Annotated in this window: 17 protein-coding genes; 13 read left to right on the top strand and 4 right to left on the bottom strand. The window is 75.6% G+C overall.

Going from position 1 to position 16449, the window contains the following annotated elements; all coding sequences use genetic code 11:
- Positions 1 to 174: 174 nt before the first annotated feature.
- Both BM242_RS22425 and BM242_RS22420 read right to left on the bottom strand, forming a co-directional pair.
- Complete coding sequence (locus BM242_RS22425) at positions 175 to 831, bottom strand: response regulator transcription factor (RefSeq protein ID WP_093840705.1); 657 nt, start codon at positions 829 to 831, stop codon at positions 175 to 177.
- Positions 828 to 2024 carry a sensor histidine kinase gene (locus BM242_RS22420; protein WP_093840704.1) on the bottom strand — a complete coding sequence of 399 codons (1197 nt, stop codon included), beginning with the start codon at positions 2022 to 2024 and terminating at the stop codon, positions 828 to 830. The genes BM242_RS22425 and BM242_RS22420 overlap by 4 nt, the downstream gene beginning before the upstream one ends.
- A 289-nt stretch (positions 2025 to 2313) precedes the next feature.
- Here BM242_RS22420 and BM242_RS22415 point away from each other — a divergent pair, with 289 nt between their 5' ends.
- On the top strand, positions 2314 to 2940 hold the full coding sequence (locus BM242_RS22415; RefSeq protein WP_093840703.1) for a hypothetical protein: 627 nt from the start codon (positions 2314 to 2316) through the stop codon (positions 2938 to 2940).
- On the opposite strand, the gene BM242_RS22410 is transcribed toward BM242_RS22415, so the two are convergent.
- Positions 2917 to 3645, bottom strand: a complete 729-nt coding sequence (locus BM242_RS22410; protein WP_093840702.1) for a gamma-glutamyl-gamma-aminobutyrate hydrolase family protein — start codon at positions 3643 to 3645, stop codon at positions 2917 to 2919. The two genes, BM242_RS22415 and BM242_RS22410, sit on opposite strands and share 24 nt — an antisense overlap.
- Positions 3646 to 3785: 140 nt before the next feature.
- On the opposite strand from BM242_RS22410, the gene BM242_RS22405 reads away from it, so the two are divergent.
- The 5 genes from BM242_RS22405 to mycP all read left to right on the top strand — a co-directional run bounded on the left by BM242_RS22405 (position 3786) and on the right by mycP (position 10180).
- Positions 3786 to 5153: a glutamine synthetase family protein gene (locus BM242_RS22405; protein WP_093840701.1), complete on the top strand. Its 1368-nt coding sequence runs from the start codon at positions 3786 to 3788 to the stop codon at positions 5151 to 5153.
- Positions 5154 to 5206: 53 nt separating this feature from the next.
- Entirely contained in the window at positions 5207 to 6619 is a 1413-nt protein-coding gene (locus BM242_RS22400) for an aldehyde dehydrogenase family protein (RefSeq protein ID WP_093840700.1), read from the top strand.
- Positions 6620 to 7417, top strand: coding sequence for a 3-oxoacyl-ACP reductase (locus BM242_RS22395; protein ID WP_093840699.1), 798 nt, complete (start codon positions 6620 to 6622; stop codon positions 7415 to 7417). It abuts the gene before it with no gap.
- A 166-nt stretch (positions 7418 to 7583) separates the two neighbouring features.
- Complete coding sequence (locus tag BM242_RS22390; RefSeq protein WP_175541529.1) at positions 7584 to 8990, top strand: hypothetical protein; 1407 nt, start codon at positions 7584 to 7586, stop codon at positions 8988 to 8990.
- Complete coding sequence (mycP, locus tag BM242_RS22385; RefSeq protein ID WP_093840698.1) at positions 8987 to 10180, top strand: type VII secretion-associated serine protease mycosin; 1194 nt, start codon at positions 8987 to 8989, stop codon at positions 10178 to 10180. The genes BM242_RS22390 and mycP overlap by 4 nt, the downstream gene beginning before the upstream one ends.
- Before the next feature lie 24 nt (positions 10181 to 10204).
- On the opposite strand, the gene BM242_RS22380 is transcribed toward mycP, so the two are convergent.
- Positions 10205 to 11200: a serine hydrolase gene (locus tag BM242_RS22380; protein WP_093840697.1), complete on the bottom strand. Its 996-nt coding sequence runs from the start codon at positions 11198 to 11200 to the stop codon at positions 10205 to 10207.
- A gap of 216 nt (positions 11201 to 11416) precedes the next feature.
- Between BM242_RS22380 and BM242_RS22375 the strand changes: the two genes are divergently transcribed.
- The 7 genes from BM242_RS22375 to BM242_RS22345 all read left to right on the top strand — a co-directional run bounded on the left by BM242_RS22375 (position 11417) and on the right by BM242_RS22345 (position 16431).
- Entirely contained in the window at positions 11417 to 12169 is a 753-nt protein-coding gene (locus BM242_RS22375; protein ID WP_175541528.1) for an SseB family protein, read from the top strand.
- A 10-nt stretch (positions 12170 to 12179) separates the two neighbouring features.
- The gene (locus BM242_RS22370) at positions 12180 to 12542 is read left to right on the top strand and encodes a DUF1844 domain-containing protein (RefSeq protein WP_093840794.1); all 363 of its coding nucleotides are present in this window, start codon (positions 12180 to 12182) and stop codon (positions 12540 to 12542) included.
- A gap of 290 nt (positions 12543 to 12832) precedes the next feature.
- Positions 12833 to 13468 carry a translation initiation factor IF-3 gene (infC, locus tag BM242_RS22365; protein ID WP_093840695.1) on the top strand — a complete coding sequence of 212 codons (636 nt, stop codon included), beginning with the start codon at positions 12833 to 12835 and terminating at the stop codon, positions 13466 to 13468.
- 108 nt (positions 13469 to 13576) lie between these two features.
- Positions 13577 to 13771, top strand: a complete 195-nt coding sequence (gene rpmI, locus BM242_RS22360; RefSeq protein ID WP_093840694.1) for a 50S ribosomal protein L35 — start codon at positions 13577 to 13579, stop codon at positions 13769 to 13771.
- Between the two features lie 123 nt (positions 13772 to 13894).
- Entirely contained in the window at positions 13895 to 14281 is a 387-nt protein-coding gene (gene rplT / locus BM242_RS22355) for a 50S ribosomal protein L20 (protein WP_093840693.1), read from the top strand.
- A 141-nt stretch (positions 14282 to 14422) separates the two neighbouring features.
- Entirely contained in the window at positions 14423 to 15292 is an 870-nt protein-coding gene (locus tag BM242_RS22350; RefSeq protein WP_093840692.1) for a TrmH family RNA methyltransferase, read from the top strand.
- Between the two features lie 59 nt (positions 15293 to 15351).
- Positions 15352 to 16431 (top strand): sensor histidine kinase, encoded by a 1080-nt coding sequence (locus BM242_RS22345; protein WP_093840691.1) that lies wholly within the window; start codon positions 15352 to 15354, stop codon positions 16429 to 16431.
- Positions 16432 to 16449 lie beyond the last annotated feature (18 nt).

Genomic DNA, 16449 nt, shown 5'->3' with positions numbered 1-16449 from the left:
CCGGATGATGCCCTACCGCACCGACAGCGCCGGGCAACCGCCGTCCGGCATCGCATCCCGCACCCGGTCCGGGTGCGGGATCCGCCGGCCCGGCACCGGGCGCCCCTCCCCGCGGGCACCGCCCTGCTTCCGCCCGCCGCGCCCCCGCCGTCGCGCGGCCCGCGGCGCCGGCGGTCAGAGCAGCCCGCGGTCGCGGGCGTAGAGCGCGGCCTGGGTGCGGTCGCGCAGCCCCAGCCGGCCCAGAATCCGCGAGATGTGGTTCTTCACCGTGCCCTCGCTCAGATACAGCCGGGCGGCGATCTCTCGGTTGGTGGCGCCGGTGGCGATCAGCCGCAGCACCTCCACCTCCCGGCCGGTCAGCTCCCCGCCCGCCGGCCCGGGGGGCGGGGCGCCGACCGGGGGCGGCAGCAGGGTGGAGGCCATGCGGCGGGTGACCGAGGAGTCGAACTGCCCCACCCCGGCGTGCGCCAGCCGCACCGCGCCCGCCAGTTCGGCGGCGGGCAGGTTCTTCAGCAGATAGCCGCTCGCGCCGGCCCGCAGCGCGCGCACCACGTACTCGTCGTCGTCGAAGGTGGTGAGCATGACGACGGTGATGCGCGGGGCGCGGCGGCGCAGCGCCTCCACCGCCTCCACCCCCGTCATCCGGGGCATCCGGACGTCCATCAGCACCACGTCCGGCGCCAGTTCCAGGCTGCGCGCCAGGGCCTCCTCGCCGTCCGCGGCGCTGCCCACCACCTCGATGCCCGGCTGCAGGCCCAGCAGCGAGGCGATGCCCTCGCGCACCAGCTCCTGGTCGTCCACCACCAGCACCCGTACCGTCCCGTCGGTCATGGGCCCGCCGTCCGGGGCACGGTGACGGTCAGGGTGGTGCCGCCGCCGGGCGGGCCGGCCACCTCGACGCTGCCGCCCAGCAGCCCGACCCGCTCCCGCATGGCGCGCAGCCCGAAGCCCGCGCCGGGCTCCGGCGGCCGGCCGATGCCGCGCCCGTCGTCGCTGACCACCAGCCGGGCGGCGGACGGACCGAGGTCCAGGGAGACCGAGATCCGGGAGGCCGCGGCATGCCGGCAGGCATTGGTCAGGCCCTCCTGGGCGGCCCGGTAGAGCGCGGTGAGCGCGGGCGGACGATAGCCCTCGGTCCCCTCCCCGCTGATCTCCAGGTCGATTCTGGGCTCCTCCCGGCCGCCGGCGTGCCGGACCAGCTCGGCCAGCGCCTCCGGCAGGGAGAACGGCAGCGGTCCGTCCTCGCCCAGGGCGCGCACCGAGCGGCGCACCTCCGCCAGCGCCCGGTCGGCGGACCAGCGGGCGTCCGCCAGCGCCCGGGCGGCCACCGGCGGATCACGGTCGGTGAAGGCCGCCGCCTTCTCCAGCTGGATGGCCACCGCGGTGAGATGGTGGCCCAGACTGTCGTGGATCTCCCGGGCCAGCCGGTTGCGCTCGGCCGCGGTGGACAGCTCCGCCACCCGGTCGGCATAGGCCGCCAGCCGCCGGTGGGACTCCTCCAGCCGGAGCCGGCCGCCCTGCTCGCCCGCGGCCATCGCCGCCATGGAGACCGCCATGGCCAGGCCCAGGGTGAACATCACCAGATCGGAGACGTACTCGGGCTCGGTGTACCAGCCGGGGACGGTCAGGCTGTAGCCGGTGAGCAGCAGCGCGGTGCAGGCGCCGGCCAGGGCCAGGGCCACCGCCGCGCCGAAGGCGAAGTAGGCGGCGAACGGGATCAGCACATACAGCGCGCGGGCGACCCCGGACCCCTCCAGCGCGACCGCCAGCACGAACAGCGGCAGCCGCACCAGCAGCAGCCCGGCGGCGGCCCGGGCCGGCTGGCCGGACGGTCCGCGCCGGTGCACCGCGGCCTCCAGGGCGAACAGCGCGGCCAGCACCGCGGTGAAGCCGGCGAGCCGGCCGGCCGCCACCGGGCGCTCGATGACCAGGCCGTAATACAGGCCGCCCAGCAGCACGGCCGTGTACACCACCATGGCGACCCGGCGCGCGGAGGCGGGGAACGGGCCTTCGGTGTGGGACATCGCCGCCTCCCCCTGCCGCGCGCGGTGCGAGGTGCCCGCTGCCGTGCGGCCAGGCTAGACGGCGCGGATCCGGCCGTTCAATCGCCCGCCGCGGAGCTGGCCCGAGGTCATGTGCCGATCGGCACAACGGCCCGCGGCACGGCCGGGGTTCTGGCCGCCCGGCACTTATCCGGCGGTCCGCCGCCCGCCTACCTTCACGGCGTTCGGCTTCCCCCTGAGGAGCGGAGCGGAGAGAAGCCGGGACAAGCCGATAACAACCGAGAAAAAACGGAGAAAGGGGTCCGGTCGGATGCCGGAAATATGGCTGTCGCGCTTCGGCGCGGCCTGCGGTCTGGTGCTGGCGCTGTCCATCGGGGCGCCCGGCGTGGTGGAGGCGTTCACCGGGGAGACCACGGTGACCAGCTTTGTGGTCGGGCTGGGCACCGCCCTCGGCGCCCCGACGCTCACCGGTCTGTATCTGCATCAGCAGCGCCGGCGGAGCCGGGACGGCGGCCGGTTCGCCACCCTGGCCTACGCGGTCAACCTGCTGGGGCTGTGCCTGTTCGCGGGCGTGGCCTTCGCGCTGAACCTGGTGCTGTTCTTCGTGACCGAGGAGGTGGCGGAGGAGGTGATGTCCGGGCCGACGCTGGGGGCCGTGCTGGGCGCCATGGTGCTCTTCCTGACCGGCAGCGTGATGTTCGGCATCGACATGGTGCGGGCCGGGGTGTTCCCCCGGATCGCCGCGCTCGGTTACGCCGTGATGCTGCCGCTGCTGGCGCTGCTCGCCCCGGTGCCGGACTCGCCGGTGATCAGCGCGGTCCATGTGCTGGCCGGCGCCGTGCTGTTCGGGCTGTCGGCCACGGTGTGGCGGGACCCCCGGCAGCCGGTCCCGCACGACGGCGGCGCGGCGCGGTCAGCCGCGGGTGCCGCGCGCTGACGCGGACCGCACCAGCGCCTCGGCCAGCCTCGGGTCCTCGCCCGTCTCCGGATGCCACTGCACTCCCAGGACGAAGGCGCCGGAGCGGTGCGGCCCGTCCGGCGCCGGTTCCAGCGCCTCGGCGGTGCCGTCCTCGGCCCGTGCCGACACCGTCAGCCCCGCGCCGGGCCGGTCCACCGTCTGGTGGTGGCAGGCCGGCACGGCCAGGGGCGCGTCGCCCAGCACGGCGGCCAGCCGGGTGCCCGGCACCGGCCTGACCGGGTGGGTGACAAAGGTCCCGGCCGGGCCCCGGTGCCCGTCCAGATGCTGGACCAGCGTGCCGCCCAGCGACACGTTGAGCAACTGCATCCCCCGGCAGATGCCGAGCAGCGGCACCCCGCCCGCCAGCGCGGCCCGGATCAGCGCCAGTTCCCAGGCGTCCCGCTGCCGGGCCGGCGGGCCGGTGCGGGGATCGGGCCGGGCGCCGTACCGGGCCGGCTCCACATCGGGGCCGCCCGCGACGACCAGCCCGTCCAGATGGGCCACGGCCGCCGCGGCGGCCCCGGCCGCCGGGTCCGGCGGCAGCAGCACCGCCAGCCCGCCGGCCCGCTGCACCAGCCGGTGATAGCCGGCCGGCAGCAGTGCGGCCGGCAGCTCCCACACCCCCCAGCGGACCCGGTCCTCCAGATAGGTGCTGATCCCGATCAGCGGCCGGGCGCCCGGCACACCCGCCACCTCCGTCCCCGTCGTCCCCGCCGCCCCTGCCGTCCACGGCACGGGCGCCCGTTCACCGCGGGTCCGCTTTCCGGCCGGCGGCCCGCACGGTTACCTTATGACGCCCCGTCACCGCCGACAGGGAGGCAGCCGTGGCAGACCGCACGCCCCCGCTCACCGTCGAGGAACTGCGCGACCTCACCGGCACCGGCGAGATCGACACCGTGGTCCTGGCCTTCACCGATATGCAGGGCCGGCTCCAGGGCAAGCGCTTCGCCGCCCGGTTCTTCCTCGACGAGGTGCTGGAGAACGGCACCGAGGGCTGCAGCTATCTGCTCGCCGTGGACACCGACATGAACACCGTGGACGGCTACGCCATGTCCTCCTGGGAGCGCGGCTACGGCGACTTCGCCCTGCACGGCGACCCGGCCACCCTGCGCAGGATCCCCTGGCACCCGGGCACCGCCATGATCACCGCCGACCTGGCCTGGCACGACGGCTCGCCGGTGGCGGCCTCCCCGCGTCAGATGCTGCGCCGTCAGCTCGGCCGGCTGGCCGAGTACGGCTGGACCGCGCTGGTCGGCACCGAGCTGGAGTTCATCGTCTTCCGGGACAGCTACGAGAACGCCTGGCGCGCCGCCTACCGCGGCCTCACCCCGGCCAACCAGTACAACGTGGACTACTCGGTGCTGGGCACCGGCCGGGTCGAACCGCTGCTGCGCCGGCTGCGCAACGAGATGGCCGGCGCCGGCCTGACCGTGGAGTCGGCCAAGGGCGAGTGCAACCTGGGCCAGCACGAGATCGCCTTCCGCTACGCCGACGCGCTCACCACCTGCGACCAGCACTCCGTCTACAAGACCGGCGCCAAGGAGATCGCCGCCCAGGAGGGCATGGCGCTCACCTTCATGGCCAAGTTCGACGAGCGCGAGGGCAATTCCTGCCACATCCACTTCTCGCTGCGCGACCGGGGCGGCCGTCCGGTCTTCGCCGACGCGAGCGCCGCGGACGGCCGGTCGGCCGTGATGCGGCACTTTCTCGCCGGGCAGCTTGCCGCGCTGCGCGAGCTGAGCCTGCTGCACGCCCCCGGCATCAACTCCTACAAGCGGTTCCGGGCGGGCTCCTTCGCGCCCACCGCGGTCGCCTGGGGACCGGACAACCGCACCTGCGCCCTGCGGGTGGTCGGCCACGGCTCCTCGCTGCGCATGGAGAACCGGCTGCCGGGCGGCGATGTCAACCCCTACCTGGCGGTGGCCGGGATGATCGCCGCCGGGCTGCACGGCGTCCGGCAGCGCCTGGAACCGCCCGAGCCGTGCACCGGCAACGCCTACACCGCCGGCGCCGAGCGGGTGCCGGCCACCCTGCGGGAGGCCGCGGCGCTGTGGCGGGACAGCGCGCTGGCCCGGGACGCCTTCGGCGAGGAGGTGGTGGAGCACTACCACAACATGGCCCGGGTGGAGCAGGAGGCGTACGACACCGCGGTCACCGACTGGGAACGCTTCCGCTCCTTCGAACGCATGTGATCCGCCGCGCCCGCCCCCCCCGGCGGGCGGGAGAGCCCGAAAGGCAGTCCGCCGTGCCCCACCACCCCGCGGGTGAGCCCGCCCCCGATCCCGAGGCCGGCCACGAGCTGACCGTGACCAACCCGGCGACCGAGGAGCCGGTCGCCACCGTGCCCGGCACCACCCCCGGGCAGACCGGCGCCGCCGTCCGCCGGGCCGTCCGCGCCCAGCGGCGCTGGGCCGCGCTGCCGCCCGCCGACCGGGCCCGCCTGCTGCGCCGCTTCGCCGCCGAGGTGGACGCGCACACCGGGGAGCTCGCCCGGCTGGAGGTGACCGAGGCCGGCCACACCGCCGCGACCGCCCGCTGGGAGGCCGGCCAGGTACGGGATGTGCTGGAGTACGCGGCCGGGGGAGTGGAGCGGCTGACCGGACGCCAGATCCCGGTGCCCGGCGGCGTGGACCTGACCTTCGCCGAACCGCTCGGCGTGGTGGCGGTCATCGCGCCCTGGAACTTCCCCATGCCGATCGCCGCCTGGGGCGCCGCCCCGGCCCTGGCCGCCGGCAACGCCGTCCTGCTCAAGCCCGCCGAGGCCACCCCGCTCACCGCGCTGCGGCTGGCGGATCTCGCAACGGCCGCCGGGCTTCCCGAGGACCTGTTCCAGGTGCTGCCCGGCGCCGGAGGGGTCACCGGGGCCGCCCTGGTGGAGCACCCGGAGGTGGCCAAGGTGGTCTTCACCGGCTCCGCCGCCACCGGCCGGGCGGTGATGGCCGCCTGCGCCCGCCGGGTGAAGCGGCTCACCCTGGAACTGGGCGGCAAGAGCCCCAACATCGTCTTCGCGGACGCCGACATCGAGCGGGCCGCCGCCACCGCCCCCGGCTCCTTCCTGGACAACACCGGCCAGGACTGCTGTGCGCGCAGCCGCATCCTCGTCCAGCGCCCGGTCTACGAACGGTTCCTGGAACTGCTGGAACCCGCCGTGCTGGCGGTCCGGGCCGGCGATCCGGCCGACCCGGCCACCGGGATGGGCCCGCTGATCTCCGCGGCGCAGCGGGACCGGGTGCGCGGCTATGTTCCCGAGGACCATCCGGCGGCCATCCGCGGCACCGTGCCCCGGGGCCGGGGCTACTGGTATCCGGCCACCGTGCTGGAGGCCCACCGGGCGCCGCGGCGCGCCGCCGTGGAGGAGGTCTTCGGCCCGGTCGCCGTGGTCACCCCGTTCGAGGACGAGGACGAGGCGGTCCGGCTGGCCAACGCCACCGAGTACGGCCTGTCCGGCTCGGTCTGGACCCGCGACCTGGGCCGTGCGCTGCGCGTCTCGCGCGGTGTGCAGGCGGGCAACCTCTCCGTCAACTCGCACAGCAGCGTGCGCCACTGGACCCCGTTCGGCGGCTACAAGCAGTCCGGGCTCGGCCGTGAGCTGGGCCCCGAAGCGCTGGCCGCCTTCACCGAGACCAAGAACGTCTTCATCTCCACCGAGGAGGACTGAGTGAGCACCACCACCCCCGGCCCGGCCGCCGTCTGCCGCCGGCTGACCGGCCGCACCGCCGTGGTCACCGGCGCGGGCAGCGGCATCGGGCTGGCCACCGTCCGCCGGCTGGCCGCCGAGGGCGCCCGGGTGGTGTGCGCGGACATCGACGAGCGGACCGGGCGGGCCGCCGCCGAGGAGGCCGGCGGGCTGTTCGTGCGCACCGATGTCACCGAGGCCGGGCAGGTGGCCGACCTGTTCGCCGCGGCCCACGACACCTACGGCTCGCTCGACATCTCCTTCCACAACGCGGGCATCTCGCCGCCGGACGACGACTCGATCCTGACCACCGGCCAGGACGCCTGGCAGCGTGTGCAGTCGGTCAACCTCACCTCGGTCTACCTGTGCTGCCGGGAGGTGCTGCCGTACATGCGGCGCCAGGGCCGCGGTTCGATCATCAACACGGCCTCCTTCGTGGCGGTGCTGGGCGCGGCCACCTCGCAGATCGCCTACACCGCCTCCAAGGGCGGGGTGCTGGCCATGTCCCGGGAACTGGGTGTGCAGTTCGCCCGGGAGGGGATCCGGGTGAACGCGCTCTGCCCCGGGCCGGTCAACACCCCGCTGCTCACCGAGCTGTTCGCCGCGGACCCGGAACGGGCGGCCCGCCGGCTGGTGCACATCCCGATGGGGCGGTTCGCCGAGGCCGACGAGATCGCCGCCGCGGTCGCCTTTCTGGCCAGCGACGACGCCTCGTTCGTCAACGCCGCGGCCTTTATGGTGGACGGCGGCATCTCGGCCGCCTATGTGACCCCGGAGTGAGCCGCCGGCGGCGGGGCCACCGTGCCCGGTGTGAGCACCGACACGCATGTGACGGCCGGAAAGCGCGCTCCGCGGCGGTGGACCCGGTACCCGTGTTCCGGCCGTCGACCGTAAAGTGACCCCACCAGACGCACCAGGCGGTCAACCGGCTTCAGGGGGCTACCACATGAACACCGAGCAGGGGCGGCGGCCCGGCAGTACGCCGCCGCTGGCGCCGCGGCGTCCGGAGGGCCCGCCGCCCGCCGTGCCCCCTGCTCCGGCCGTGCCCCCGCCCCGCCCCCGGCCCGGTGCGGCCCCGGAGCGCTCCGCCGCCGCGCCGCGCCCGCCGATACCCCCGCCCCCGGCCACCGCACCGGCCACGGCAGCGGCCACCGCACCGGCCACCGCGCCGGCCGGTCCCGCCGCGACCGGTGCGTCCCGGCCCGCCGCGCCGGACGACCGCGGCTCCGTGCGCCCGGTGGAGCGCCCCACGGTGCCGCTCCGCCTGCCCGGCCCGGCCCCCGAGGGGCCACCGGCACCGGCGCGCCGTCCGGCGCCCCGCGCCGAGCCCGCCGGGACCACCCGCACCGGCACCGGCCGCCTCGATGCCGGCCGCACCGCCCGGGGGAATGCCGGGGGACCGGCCGCCACCGGCACCTTCCGGGTCCCGCCCCGGCCCGCCGGAGGACCGCCCGCCCGCCCCGCCGCGGACCGGGCCGGCGGTGCTCCGGGCCGCTCCGCCCCCGCCGTGCCCGCTGTCCCACCCGTCCCACCCGTGCCCTCCGTGCCCGTGCCGGGTCCGGCGCCCCGGCCGGTGCCGGCCGCCCCGCCCCGCAAGCGCCAGGGACTCCGGCTCGCCGCCGCCCTCACCTGCCTGGTCCTGGGCACCGGGCTGCTCGGCGGCGCGATCACCGGCGTGCTGCTGTCCGGCGGCTCCGGCGGCCCCACCGATGCCGGGCAGACTTACGAACACGTCCGCGGGCTCTGGCAGGAACTCCCCGTGGACACCCTCTTCCCGCCCGAGCTGACCGGCGAGGGGGCCGGCCCCGGCAGCGCCGACCGCCGCTGGATCCGGGCCGCCGTCGCCCCCGACGACGACTGCGCCGGCGCCTTCGACCCGCTGCTCGCCGAAGTCCTCGACCCGCTCGGCTGCCACCGTCTGCTCCGCGCCACCTATCTGGACGACACCCGGACCACCGTCACCACCGTCGGCATGCTGTTCACCGAGGCCGACGCCGCCGACATGGCCGCGCTGCGCACCCGGCTCGACCGGGACGGCCTGGCCGAACGCGCCGACCTGCTGCCCCGCACCTTCCCCGGGGACAACCCCGCCACCGCCGGCTTCGGCGACGCCCAGCGCGCCACCTGGACCATCCGGGCCCTGCCCAAGGCCCCGGTGGTCGTCTACGCGGTCACCGGCTTCGCCGACGGCCGCCCGGTGGAGACGCCGCGGCCGGCCGGGCCCGCCACCGCCGCCGGGCAGGACAGCGTGGTGGCGCTGGCCGGACTCGCCCATGACGCCGAGGGCATCGCCGACCGCGTCGAACGGCGCTTCCGCAAGGCCGCACAGCACGCCACGGAGGAACCACGGTGACCCGCCGCCTCGCCCGGCACCGGCCGACCGCACTCCTCGCCCTGCTGCTGGGTACCGCCCTGGCCCTCGGGGCGACGCCCGCCGGCACCGCACCGGCCGTTGCCGACACCATCCGTGACCAGCAGCGCTGGGCGCTGGACGCGATCAACGCGCCGGCCGCCTGGCGGACCACCCGCGGCGCCGGCGTCACCGTGGCCGTGCTGGACACCGGGGTGGACGCCGGCCATCCCGATCTGGCCGGCGCCGTGCTGGAGGGCCGCGACTTCGTCACCCACGGGGCCGAGCCCGGCGACGAGCACTGGGCCGGGCACGGCACCGCCATGGCCGGCATCATCGCCGGCCGCGGCCACGGGGCCGGTTCCGGCTCCGGGATCATCGGGGTGGCGCCCGAGGCCGAGATCCTCCCGGTCCGGGTGCTGCTGGAGGAGGACGACCCGGCCCGGGCGGAGGAGCGCGAGGCCCCGGGAAACGCCGTTGCCGACGGCATCCGCTGGGCCGTGGACCAGGGCGCCGAGGTGATCAATCTGTCGCTCGGCGACGACAGCCCTTCGGCGCACCCCGACCCCGAGGAGGACGCGGCGATCCGGTACGCACTCGCCAGGGGCGTGGTGGTGGTCGCCTCGGCCGGCAACGGCGGCGAGTCCGGAGACCCGGTCTCCTACCCGGCCGGATACCCGGGGGTGATCGCGGTCACCGCGGTGGACCGCAGCGGCGCCCGCGCCCCGTTCTCGACCCAGCGCTGGTACGCCACGGTCAGCGCCCCGGGCAAGGACGTGATCATCGCCGCGCCCGGCGACCGCTATATGCAGGGCTGGGGCACCAGCGCCGCCGCCGCCTTCGTCTCCGGCTCGGTGGCGCTGCTGCGCTCCGCCTATCCGGAGCTCTCCCCGGCGCAGATCAAGGGGCTGCTGGCCGGCACCGCCCAGAACGCGCCGGAGGGCGGGCGGGACGACCGGCTGGGCGGCGGCCTGGTGGATCCGGCGGCGGCCATCGAGGCCGCCGCCGGGCTGACGCCGGAACCGTCCGTGCCGGCCGCCGAACCGTATCCGGAGACATACTTCGGCGCCGGGCCCGGGCCGGATCCGGCCGCCACGCGCTCCACCCCCTGGCTGGCGCCGCTGGCCGGGGCGCTCGGTGTGCTGCTGCTGGGCGGTGCCGTCTTCCTCTTCCGCCGCACCCGCCCGCACTGAGCCGCGGGCGGCGGGGGACCCGGCTCAGCCCTCCGGAGCGGCGCGCAGGGCCGCCACCGCGGCCCGGGCGGCCTCCTCCACCACCGCCCTGCCGCGCTCCCAGGTGAGGTGCCCGTCGGAGAGCACCGCCACCAGATAGCGGTGGCCCGCCACGGTCACCCGGCCGATGCTGTTGACGTCCCAGAGCGTGGTCGGAGTGCGCGGCAGCCAGCCGTTCTTGATCTCCAGCGGGCCCTTCGGCCCGCCGCTGCCGGCCGCCGAAACGCCCCACCGCTGCTCCGCGGCCACCTCGCCCATCAGGTCCTGGAGCAGCTCGCGCGACGAGGCGTGCAGCGGCGAGGGGGACTGGAAGACCGCCCGCAGCAGGGCGATCTGGTCCGCGGCGGTGGTCTGGGTCAGACCCCAGTGGCCGCCTTCGCCGCCGGTGGTGGCGGACAGCCCGAGCCGCTCGTTGGCCGCGTCCAGCCCGGGTGCGCCGCCCAGCCGCCGCCACAGCTCGTCGGTGGCGGCATTGTCGCTGTAGCGGATCGCCGCCGCGGCCTCGGCCAGTTCCGCGTCCGTGAGCTCCCGGCCCTCGTCCTGGGCGCGCAGCAGCAGCGCGGCCACGATGTCGACCTTGACGATGCTGGCGGTGTCGAAGCGGCCGGTGCCGTGCACCGCGGACCGGCCGGTCACCGGGTCCAGGACCGCCACGCCGAGCCGGGTCGCGGTGCCGGCCAGATCCGCCAGCAGCGGCGCCAGCCGCTCGGCGAGCAGCGCGTCCGCGCCGGCCGCGGCGATCCCCCGCCGCTCGCCGGTGACCGAGTGCTCCGGCGCCGCGGCGTCCCACCGGTCGCCCGCCGCCTGGTCCACGGCCTGCTGGACCGCGGTGTCCGCCGCTTCCGCCGTCCGGGCCGCCGCCGCTCCCACGGCGCTGTCCCCGCCGACCGTCACCGCCAGCACCCCGGAGGCCAGCGCCGCCTGCACCGCCAGGGCCGGAGGGCCGCGCCAGGACCGCGGCCGGGGCACGAATCGGGACATGGCGACGACGCTATATCGCACACCAGCCCTAGTCATCGGTGCTCCATGACGAACCGGTAACGGAATACCGGACACTTCCTCCCCTCCCCGCCCAACTCCCCCCGGCCGTCCCCTCCTTCACCACGGGGGAACACCACCCGGGCGGCCCTGCGCGCCGTACCCGCCACCGGGTCCGGCAGAGCGCGCGCGGGGCCGGGTTAGGGTCGTGGGGTGGGCATGAACATTCCTCGGCCGGCGTTCGCGGACGACGACGGGTCGGCCGATCCCGAGGTCAGCCGGGCGCTGGCCGAGTGGGCGCGGGAGCCGGCCACCGAGCCGCGGCTGCTCGCCGCGCTCGCCCGCTCCCGCCTCCTGGTCCCGGTGGTGGCCGTGCTGGGCGAGGCGGAGACCGGTCCCGACGGCCGGCGCCGGGAGAAGCACAGCGACATGGCCCTGCTCACCCTCCAGGACCCCGGCGGGCGACGCGCGCTGCCGGTCTTCACCTCCGCCGGCGCCCTGGCCCGCTGGCGCGCCGACGCCCGTCCGGTGGCCGTCACCGCCGGGCAGGCGCTCGCCGCGGCCGTGCAGGAGAAGGCAGAGGCCCTGGTCGTCGACCTCGCCGGGCCGGTCGCCTACCAGCTCACCGGCCCGGCGCTGCGCGCCTTCGCCTCCGGCGGGGCCCCGGCCCGGAGTCCGGAGGTCGCCGAGGCGCTGCGGGCCCTGCTCGCCGCCGAGCCCGCCGTGCGCACCGCGCATCTGGTGCCCGGCGGGGAGGCCGACGGCACCCTCGCCGTGGTGCTGGGCCCGGACGGCGGCCCGGCGGACGGCGGGCCGGAGGACCGGGGGCCGGCCGCGGCGGTGCGCCGGCTGGCGGCGGCGCTGGCCGCCGACCCGGTGCTGCGCGCCCGGCTGGCCCGCGGCCTGCGGCTGGCCGTGCTGCCGTCCGGCACCCCGCTGCCCGGCGCACCGCTCTACCGGCGCGTCCCGTAGGGTGGCCGGCATGACCGATCCCAGCGCCGGCCCGTCCGTGCCGGCCGCCGAGCACGCCGCCGCCCGGGACATCGCCGACGTCCCCGCGGTCGAGGTGATCACCACCGTGGCGGTCCACCTGATGAGCGCCGCGGCGGTCAATCTGGGCCTGGCCGAGGACGGCGAGCGGCACCGGGACCTGGACGAGGCGCGCAAGCTGATCACCGCGCTGGCCGGGCTGGTCACCGCGGGCGCCACCGAGATCAGCTCGTTCCACGCCGGGCCGCTGCGGGACGGTCTGAAATCGCTCCAGCTCGCCTTCCGCGAAGCCTCCACCGTTCCGGACGAGCCCGGGCAGGGCCCGGGGGAGAAGTTCACCGGCCCGGTGCGCTGAGGCCGCGGCCCGCCCGGTGCGTGGCTTTCCCGCCCGTGGTGTAACCTGGTAGACGACCGGCCGGATGGAAGTTGCGTCCGGCCCGCAAGTGGAGGCTCCGATTCTCCCACCTGACCGGCCCGTCGGCCGGCGGGTCATGGTCAGACCATCGCCCCGTGGCAGTGTCCGCGGCGGTCCTCCGGGTCTGTTGTTTCGGAGCCGACCGCATGCGCCCGCCCGGGGCTTGTCGGCATTTCCCCGCCGGGTGGTCCGCAGAAGACGTGACTGACACGGCTGTCGTCCAGGCGGTCGTGTGGCGCAACCGAGGAGGCCCCATCAGCGCCGAGCCCCGCATCAACGACCGGATTCGCGTCCCCGAGGTGCGACTCGTCGGTCCCAGTGGTGAGCAGGTCGGCATCGTGCCGCTTGCCAAGGCCCTGGAGCTCGCACAGGAATACGACCTGGACCTGGTCGAGGTGGCGGCCAATGCCCGCCCGCCCGTGTGCAAGCTCATGGACTACGGGAAGTTCAAGTACGAGTCGGCCATGAAGGCCCGTGAGGCGCGCAAGAACCAGGCGCACACGGTCATCAAGGAGATGAAGCTCCGGCCGAAGATCGATCCGCACGACTACGAGACCAAGAAGGGTCATGTCGTCCGGTTCCTGAAGCAGGGGGACAAGGTCAAGGTCACGATCATGTTCCGTGGCCGTGAGCAGTCCCGCCCCGAGCTGGGCTACCGGCTGCTGCAACGGCTCGCCGAGGACGTCCAGGAGCTGGGGTACGTGGAGTCGAACCCCAAGCAGGACGGCCGGAACATGATCATGGTTCTCGGTCCGCACAAGAAGAAGACCGAGGCGATGGCCGAGGCCCGGGAGGCGCAGGCGGCCCGCAAGGCGGAGCGCCAGCAACAGCAGCAACAGCAGCAGCAGGGCCGCGCCCGGGCCTGACGCCCGCCCGCCCCGCTGTCACCGGACGGCAAGCGATACACCCGGCGCTCTTCGCGCCGGCCGGAAGGCCGGGCGAGGGGCGCCACGGATGAGGAGAGTCACGGCGAGATGCCGAAGAACAAGACGCACACCGGAACTGGCAAGCGCTTCAAGATCACCGGCTCCGGAAAGGTGATGCGCCAGCGCGCCAACCGCCGGCACTACCTGGAGCACAAGCCGTCGACCCTGACCCGCCGGCTCGCCGGCACCGTGCAGGCCGCCCCGGGCGACGCCAAGCGCGTCAAGAAGCTCCTCGGCAAGTGACTCCCGCGCGCCCCCCGGCGGCCCCCGACGGCCGCCGTCCCCGGGCGCGGGAGTGACGACCGGGACCTCAACCGTTTCCGGGCCGCGTGCGCATCCCGCGGCCCCGCTACAAGGAGTTCACTAGTGGCACGCGTCAAGCGGGCAGTCAACGCCCACAAGAAGCGCCGGGCGATCCTGGAGCAGGCCAGCGGCTACCGCGGTCAGCGGTCGCGTCTGTACCGCAAGGCGAAGGAGCAGGTCACCCACTCCTTCGTCTACAACTACAACGACCGCAAGAAGCGCAAGGGCGACTTCCGCCAGCTCTGGATCCAGCGGATCAACGCCGCGGCCCGCGCCAACGGCATGACCTACAACCGCTTCGTCCAGGGCCTGAAGGCCGCCGAGGTCGAGGTGGACCGCAAGATGCTCGCCGAGCTCGCGGTCAACGACCCGGGCGCGTTCGCCGCGCTGGTCGAGGTGGCGCAGAAGGCCCTGCCGGAGGACGTCAACGCCCCCCGGGCCGCCGCCTGACCCCGCCCGTCCCGGGCCGGTACCGCACGGACCCGCAGGCGAGTGCGCCTGCGGGTCCGCCGTGTTCCGGCCCCCGGACCGCCGCCCCCCGCCCGCCCGCCGGGACCACGATCCGGAAGACCAGGAAGTGAGCCGCCGACCATGGGTCCGCACGCCGAGCTGACCTCCGCCCACTCCCCGCGCGTGGTCGCGGCCCGTCGGCTGGCCAAGCGGAGCTTCCGGGGCAAGGAGCGCCGCTTTCTGGCCGAGGGCCCGCAGGCGGTGCGCGAGGCAGCCGCCCATCGCGCCCCGGACGGCACCCCCGCCCTGGCCGAGCTGTTCGCCACCCCGGCCGCGGCCGTGCGCCACGGTGAGCTGCTCGACGCCGCCCGGGCCGCCGGCGCCCGGGTTTCCGTGGCCGACGAGGCGGTGGTGGCCGGGCTGTCCCAGACCGTGACCCCGCAGGGCGTGGTCGGGGTGTGCCGCTTCCTGGACCGGCCGCTGGCCGAGATCGCCGCCGCCGGTCCCCGGCTGGTCGCGGTGCTGGCGCAGGTCCGCGACCCGGGCAACGCCGGTACGGTACTGCGCTGCGCCGACGCGGCCGGTGCCGACGCGGTGGTCCTCACCGACGCCTCGGTCGACCCCTACAACCCCAAGGCGGTGCGCGCCTCGGCCGGCAGCCTGTTCCACCTCCCGGTGGCCACCGGTGTGCCGGTGGCCGAGGCGGTGCGCGAACTGTCCGCCGCCGGGGTCCGGGTGCTGGCCGCCGACGGTGCCGGCGACGCCGGTCTGGACGCCGAGCTGGATGCCGGGCGGCTGGCCGGGCCCACCGCGTGGCTCTTCGGCAACGAGGCATGGGGGCTGCCCGGGGAGATCCGGGAGCTGGCCGACGCCGTGGTGGCCGTGCCCATCCACGGCCGTGCCGAGAGCCTCAATCTGGCCACCGCCGCCGCGGTCTGCCTCTATGCCTCGGCACGGGCGCAGCGCGCCGTCCCCGGGGCCTCCGCGAGCTCCTCCACAAGGCTGCCGTGACAGCGGCTGCGCCTAGTAGGGTGACCGCCACCGGGGGTACGAGAGGGGACACGACGGGGATGGAGAAGCACGTCGGCGCGGGCGAGCTGGAGCTGGAACCCGACGATCTGCCCGACGGACTCGTCATCGCGGACGGTCTCGGCCTGGTGATCTGCTGCAACGCCGAGGCGGGACGGCTGACCGGCCTGCCGCCCGCCGAACTGGTCGGCCGCCCCCTGGACGAGGCGCTGCCGCTGGAGGATCCGGACGGCCGGCCCTGGTGGCAGGTGACCGACCCCTACCACGGCCTGTCCACCCGCAACGGCCAGCCGGAGCGCAATCTGCTGCTGCCCGGCGGCCGGGAGGTGCTGGTCACCGCCCGCTATGTGCGCAAGCACCCGGGCGGTCCGGTCGGCCGGCTGGTGGTGGGCCTGCGCTCCACCGAGGCCCGGCAGCGGGTGGAGCGGTCCAACGCCGAGCTGATCGCCACCGTCGCCCATGAACTGCGCTCCCCGCTGACCTCCATCAAGGGCTTCACCGCCACCATGCTGGACAAATGGGACCGGTTCACCGACGAGCAGAAGCGGCTGATGCTGCAGACGGTGGACGGTGACGCCGACCGGGTCACCCGGCTGATCACCGATCTGCTGGACGTCTCCCGGATCGACTCCGGCCGGCTGGAGATCCGCCGGCAGCCGGTGCGGCTGGACGAGGCCGCCCGCCGCCAGGTCAAGATCCTGGTGAACAACGGCGCCCCGGCGGAACGTTTCGTGCTGCGCATAGCCCCCGAGCTGCCGCGGCTGTGGGCCGACCCGGACAAGGTCGACCAGGTGCTGGGCAACCTGCTGGAAAACGCCTTGCGGCACGGCGAGGGCACCATCACCATCGAAGTGGAGCCGCACCCCCCCGACCGCAACCGCCAGGAAGGCACCGCCGTGACCGTGAGCGACCAGGGATCCGGAATCCCGGAGGAGGTCGTGCACCGGGTGTTCACGCGGTTCTGGCGCGGCAGTGGCCGCGGCGGCACCGGGCTGGGCCTGTACATCGTCAAGGGCATCGTCGAGGCGCACGGCGGCACCGTCACCGTCGGCCGCTCCTCGGGCGGCGGCGCGCGGTTCCGATTTATCCTGCCCGCGGGCACCCCGGCGTTCCTGGCCTGAGCGGAAGAGCGCTCACCG

The sequence above is a fragment of the Streptomyces aidingensis genome (assembly GCF_900112355.1).
Classification (GTDB): domain Bacteria; phylum Actinomycetota; class Actinomycetes; order Streptomycetales; family Streptomycetaceae; genus Streptomyces; species Streptomyces aidingensis.
This window is presented reverse-complemented; position numbering and strand designations above follow the sequence as displayed.

What these genes read in the sequence shown, in the direction of transcription:
- BM242_RS22415 (WP_093840703.1), top strand. Translation starts at nt 2,314, where the DNA reads ATGCCGGAAATATGGCTGTCGCGCTTCGGCGCGGCCTGCGGTCTGGTG.
- BM242_RS22420 (WP_093840704.1), bottom strand. Translation starts at nt 2,024, where the DNA reads ATGTCCCACACCGAAGGCCCGTTCCCCGCCTCCGCGCGCCGGGTCGCC.
- BM242_RS22390 (WP_175541529.1), top strand. Translation starts at nt 7,584, where the DNA reads ATGAACACCGAGCAGGGGCGGCGGCCCGGCAGTACGCCGCCGCTGGCG.
- BM242_RS22345 (WP_093840691.1), top strand. Translation starts at nt 15,352, where the DNA reads ATGGAGAAGCACGTCGGCGCGGGCGAGCTGGAGCTGGAACCCGACGAT.
- rpmI (WP_093840694.1), top strand. Translation starts at nt 13,577, where the DNA reads ATGCCGAAGAACAAGACGCACACCGGAACTGGCAAGCGCTTCAAGATC.
- BM242_RS22350 (WP_093840692.1), top strand. Translation starts at nt 14,423, where the DNA reads ATGGGTCCGCACGCCGAGCTGACCTCCGCCCACTCCCCGCGCGTGGTC.
- BM242_RS22370 (WP_093840794.1), top strand. Translation starts at nt 12,180, where the DNA reads ATGACCGATCCCAGCGCCGGCCCGTCCGTGCCGGCCGCCGAGCACGCC.
- BM242_RS22380 (WP_093840697.1), bottom strand. Translation starts at nt 11,200, where the DNA reads ATGTCCCGATTCGTGCCCCGGCCGCGGTCCTGGCGCGGCCCTCCGGCC.
- BM242_RS22425 (WP_093840705.1), bottom strand. Translation starts at nt 831, where the DNA reads ATGACCGACGGGACGGTACGGGTGCTGGTGGTGGACGACCAGGAGCTG.
- BM242_RS22375 (WP_175541528.1), top strand. Translation starts at nt 11,417, where the DNA reads ATGAACATTCCTCGGCCGGCGTTCGCGGACGACGACGGGTCGGCCGAT.